The organism is Neisseria sp. HMSC065D04 (genome assembly GCF_001815675.1).
Lineage (GTDB): Bacteria > Pseudomonadota > Gammaproteobacteria > Burkholderiales > Neisseriaceae > Neisseria.
In genome coordinates this window covers 17256-21882 of sequence record NZ_KV821525.1, presented here as the reverse complement: position 1 = coordinate 21882, position 4627 = coordinate 17256, and the positions used below count along the sequence as shown (strand labels likewise).

The 4627-nt window shown below is 53.4% G+C and carries 4 protein-coding genes; 2 read left to right on the top strand and 2 right to left on the bottom strand.

Annotation, left to right across the window (positions count from 1 at the left end):
* Nucleotides 1–90 precede the first annotated feature (90 nt).
* Nucleotides 91–1503 carry a PepSY-associated TM helix domain-containing protein gene (locus HMPREF3050_RS08835; RefSeq protein ID WP_070774495.1) on the top strand — a complete coding sequence of 471 codons (1413 nt, stop codon included), beginning with the start codon at nt 91–93 and terminating at the stop codon, nt 1501–1503.
* A 319-nt stretch (nt 1504–1822) separates the two neighbouring features.
* On the opposite strand, the gene HMPREF3050_RS08830 is transcribed toward HMPREF3050_RS08835, so the two are convergent.
* Both HMPREF3050_RS08830 and glyQ read right to left on the bottom strand, forming a co-directional pair.
* Complete coding sequence (locus tag HMPREF3050_RS08830; RefSeq protein WP_070774494.1) at nt 1823–2629, bottom strand: RsiV family protein; 807 nt, start codon at nt 2627–2629, stop codon at nt 1823–1825.
* 12 nt (nt 2630–2641) lie between these two features.
* Nucleotides 2642–3544 carry a glycine--tRNA ligase subunit alpha gene (glyQ, locus tag HMPREF3050_RS08825; RefSeq protein ID WP_003780086.1) on the bottom strand — a complete coding sequence of 301 codons (903 nt, stop codon included), beginning with the start codon at nt 3542–3544 and terminating at the stop codon, nt 2642–2644.
* Between the two features lie 188 nt (nt 3545–3732).
* On the opposite strand from glyQ, the gene HMPREF3050_RS08820 reads away from it, so the two are divergent.
* The gene (locus HMPREF3050_RS08820; protein WP_003744040.1) at nt 3733–4527 is read left to right on the top strand and encodes a 3'-5' exonuclease; all 795 of its coding nucleotides are present in this window, start codon (nt 3733–3735) and stop codon (nt 4525–4527) included.
* Nucleotides 4528–4627 lie beyond the last annotated feature (100 nt).

Below are 4627 nucleotides of genomic sequence, written 5' to 3'. Positions count from 1 at the left end.
CCGTACTGGTTTAAAGTTAATCCACTATAAGAATGCAAGGCAGGAACTTGGCGCTTTATCTCCATCCACTCAAAACAAAAGAGAGAATTTATGGACACAACCAAACCTACTCCCCATCCCGACCAACAGGCCAACCGCCGCTATCTGACCGTGTGGCGGTGGCATTTTTATTTCGGGCTATTGGTCGCGCCCTTTCTGACCCTGCTTGCCGTAACGGGTCTGGGCATGCTCCTATTCGCCAACATCACCGGTAAAGAGGGCGAGCGCATACACGTTACCCCGCAGGCGCAGGTGCAGCCTTTGTCGGCGCAGGCGGAAGCGGCGCGGCAGTCTGTGAACCCTGAAACCGCTTCGGTGGTGCAATATATCGCGCCGCGCGCCGACGATATGGTTGCCGTGTTCCGCGTGAACAATGACGACAAAGCGACCATGGTCGCCGTCGATCCTTACACGGCGAAAGTCGTCAGTTCCATGCCGCGCAATGAGGGCTGGTATCACACGATGGACGGAATCCACGGCGATATGATGCTCGGCACGGCGGGCGATTATCTGATAGAAACCGCCGCATCACTGACTATCCTGATGATGATTACGGGGATTTATCTTTGGTGGGCGAAACAGCGCAGCCTGAAATCCATGCTTGTGCCGCAAACGGGCAAAGGACGCTCGTGGTGGCGTAGCATGCACGGTGCATTCGGCACTTGGGTTTCTTTGATTTTATTGTTGTTCTGCCTGTCGGGTGTTGCTTGGGCGGGCATTTGGGGCGGTAAGTTCGTTCAGTCTTGGAGTCAGTTCCCCGCCGGCAAATGGGGCGTCGAACCGAACCCCGTATCCGTCGTGCCGACCCACGGCGATGTGCTGAACGACGGCAAAACCAAAGAAGTACCGTGGATTCTGGAACTCACGCCCATGCCTGTTTCCGGTACGACGAAGGGCGAAAACGGCATCAATCCGAGCGAACCGATGACCTTGGAAACGGTTGACCGCTTCGCCCGCGAAATCGGCTTCAAAGGCCGCTACCAGCTCAACCTGCCCAAAGGCGAAACGGGCGTGTGGACGCTGTCGCAGGATTCGATGAGCTACGACATGGTCAGCCCGACCGCCGACCGCACGGTGCACATCGACCAATACAGCGGCAAAATTCTGGCCGACATCCATTTCGACGATTACAACTTCTTCGGCAAATTCATGGCGGCGAGCATCGCGCTGCACATGGGAACGCTGGGCTGGTGGAGCGTGCTGGCGAACGTCTTGTTCTGCCTGGCGGTTATTTTCATCTGCGTCAGCGGCTGCGTGATGTGGTGGAAACGCCGCCCGTCCAAAGCGGGCGGACTGGTTCCTCCGGCGCAGAAAATCGAGCTACCGGTATGGTGGGCAATGGCTGTACCGCTTTTGATTGTGGCAGTATTGTTCCCGACCGCCATCGCCGCCATCGCCGTGATTTGGCTCTTGGATACGGCGTTGCTGTCGCGGATTCCGGCGCTGTCGCGGTGGTTCAAATAAACGCACGGCGTGTGGCAGACGATAAACCGTCAGGCTTGATTTGCCAAAGCTAAAAGGTCGTCTGAAAACCAAATTAGGTTTTCAGACGACCTTTTTTGACGATTAACTGCCCATATAGTGGATTAACTCTAAATCAGGACAAGGCGACGAAGCCGCAGACAGTACAGATAGTACGGAACCGATTCACTTGGTACTTCAGCACCTTAGAGAATCGTTCTCTTTGAGCTAAGGCGAGGCAACGCCGTACTGGTTTAAAGTTAATCCACTATACTTGAATCGGTCAGAAGCTAAGGGGAGATAATCTACACCGGTTCCTTAATTATTTTTTAGGTTGTATGAAATGCTCCGCTTCCTTCAAGATTTCAGGTTTCACAATCCCCTGCAAATCCTTAGTGGGGATAGTAAACTCAGGTCTGCCTAAAACATATGCACCGATTTCGTAACTTTGATACAGGAAAGTCAAGCCGTTTTTATCGAAACGCCAGTTTTCCGTGGCGGAAAATTTGTCACTATTGTATCCACTAATGTAATCACGTGCTTCTTCTTCGGTGTCATCACTATTTTCCTTCAGGTATTTGACATAGGCTTCTTCAAGCAGGTGTGTCAGTTTTCCTTCTTGATTGGGTAATAGGATGTCGTTTAATTTAAGCGGCTTCGGATTGGCAATGCCGCGCTTCAATACCGTCAGCGTGTGCACGCCGTTTCCGTGTGCGCCACAGGTATATTCCCAATCTTCTTGTCCGAAAACGGCATAGTTGGGCGTATAGCCTTCCAGTTCTAACGTATCCACATAGTCCAACGCACAAGGAGAGCCATCATCTTTGCCGAGTTTCCTATTTTCCCGATTGGTCTCCTTTACGTCTTTGTCGCGTATTAAGGTCGTCTGAACCGATTTTTGCGTAGGCAGTTTGCCCCCCATTTGTTTTCTGACCCAGTCATCCAAATGTTTATCGCCGGTAATCGGATAGCCGACAGTAAGTTGATGGCAAAGGGGTTTGCCTTCACTGTTTTTGCCGGAACAGGATTGGGCTTCCAATATTTTGTCTTTAAACGATAAAGGCGCAGCCTGAGCAGTTGCAGAAAAAACGAGGGCCAGTGTTGCGGCGGCAAGCGTTTTGCGGAACATATCAACACCTATTTAGGATTTTGATTTAATTAAAGGAAAGCCCAATGCTTCGCGGCTTTCGACGTATTTCTGCGCTACGGTGCGGCTCAGCGCGCGGATGCGGCCGATGTAGGTGGCGCGTTCGGTAACGGAAATGGCGCCGCGTGCGTCTAAGAGGTTGAAGGTGTGTCCGGCTTTGAGGACCAGCTCGTAGGCGGGCAGGGCGAGGCTGGCGTTTTCTTCGGCGAGCAGGCGTTTGGCTTGCGCTTCGTAGTCGTTGAACTGACGCAGCAGCCAGTCGGCATCGCTGTATTCGAAGTTGTAGGTGGATTGTTCGACTTCGTTTTGGTGATACACGTCGCCGTAGGTGACGGTGTTGCCGTCCAGCGTTTTTGCCCAAACGAGGTCATAGACGTTTTCTACGCCTTGCAGGTACATCGCCAAGCGTTCGATGCCGTAGGTGATTTCGCCGAGTACGGGGGTGCAGTCGATGCCGCCGACTTGTTGGAAGTAGGTGAACTGAGTCACTTCCATGCCGTTGAGCCAGACTTCCCAGCCCAAGCCCCATGCGCCGAGGGTGGGGTTTTCCCAGTCGTCTTCAACGAAGCGGATGTCGTGGACTTTGGGGTCGATGCCCAATTCGCGCAGGGAATCGAGATAGAGGTCTTGGATATTGGCGGGCGCGGGTTTGAGGGCGACTTGGAATTGGTAATAGTGTTGCAGGCGGTTGGGGTTGTCGCCGTAGCGGCCGTCTTTGGGGCGGCGGCTGGGTTGGACATAGGCGGCAAACCAAGGCTCGGGACCGAGCGCGCGCAGGCAGGTGGCGGGGTGGGAAGTACCGGCGCCGACTTCCATGTCGAAAGGTTGGATGACGGTGCAGCCTTTGTCTGCCCAGAATGTTTGCAGTTTGAAGATGATTTGTTGGAAGGTGAGCATGGCTTATGTTTCGGATTGGGATAAAAGGGGGATTTTACTGTTTTGACGGTGTTTTGGGTAGGTGTACAGGCAGATGGAATGGTGGGGCGGCGGTGTGATTTGACTGTCAATAAATGCGGAAACATGCCACAATGCCGTTATCCTGTTGTCTGTTTTAATCTGTTTTGATTGAATTTGAGGAGTCGCCCATGACCCCGATTTTGGCTTTCGATATTGAAACCGTGCCTGATGTGAACGGCATCCGCCTGTTGTACGACCTGCCTGCCTCTTTGCCGGATGACGAGGTGGTTTTGTTCGCCCAGCAGAAACGCCGCGCCCAAAACGGCTCTGACTTTATGCAGCACCACTTACACCAAGTAGTCGCCATTTCCTGCTGTATGCGCTGGGGGCAGGACAAAATCCACGTAGGCACCATAGGCGAAATGCACGACAGCGAAGAGGAAATGATCGCCAAATTTTTCGACCTTATCGAAAGCCATACGCCGCAATTGGTCAGTTGGAACGGCGGCGGCTTCGACCTGCCCGTCCTGCATTACCGCGCGCTGATACACGGCATTGCAGCGGCGCGTTATTGGGACATGGGCGAGGGCGATTTCGGCGACAGCCGTGATTTCAAGTGGAACAACTACATCAGCCGCTACCACAACCGCCATTGCGACCTGATGGATCTGCTCGCCCTGTACCAGCCGCGTGCCAATGTGCCGCTGGACGATATGGCGAAACTTTGCGGCTTTCCTGGCAAACTGGGCATGGACGGCAGTAAAGTTTGGGAGGCGTTCCACGCAGGTCGTCTGAAAGACATCCGCGATTATTGCGAAACCGATGCGGCAAACACTTATTTAATGTTCCTACGCTTCCGCCTGATGAGCGGCGCTTTGGACGCGGATGAGTATGAAGTGGAAGTCAAACGGCTGAAGCATTACCTGACCGGACAGGCTCAGGACAAGCAGCATTGGAATGAGTTTGTCGCCGCGTGGCGTTAATAACGCGGTGATTTCCTAAAGCCCTGACGATGGGCGGAAAGCCGCTAATTTATAGTGGATTAACTGTAAACCAGTACGGCGTTGCCTCGCCTTAGCTCAA

Coding starts and splice junctions, on each gene's coding strand:
- HMPREF3050_RS08835 (WP_070774495.1), top strand. CDS start 91: ATGGACACAACCAAACCTACTCCCCATCCCGACCAACAGGCCAACCGC.
- HMPREF3050_RS08830 (WP_070774494.1), bottom strand. CDS start 2,629: ATGTTCCGCAAAACGCTTGCCGCCGCAACACTGGCCCTCGTTTTTTCT.
- glyQ (WP_003780086.1), bottom strand. CDS start 3,544: ATGCTCACCTTCCAACAAATCATCTTCAAACTGCAAACATTCTGGGCA.
- HMPREF3050_RS08820 (WP_003744040.1), top strand. CDS start 3,733: ATGACCCCGATTTTGGCTTTCGATATTGAAACCGTGCCTGATGTGAAC.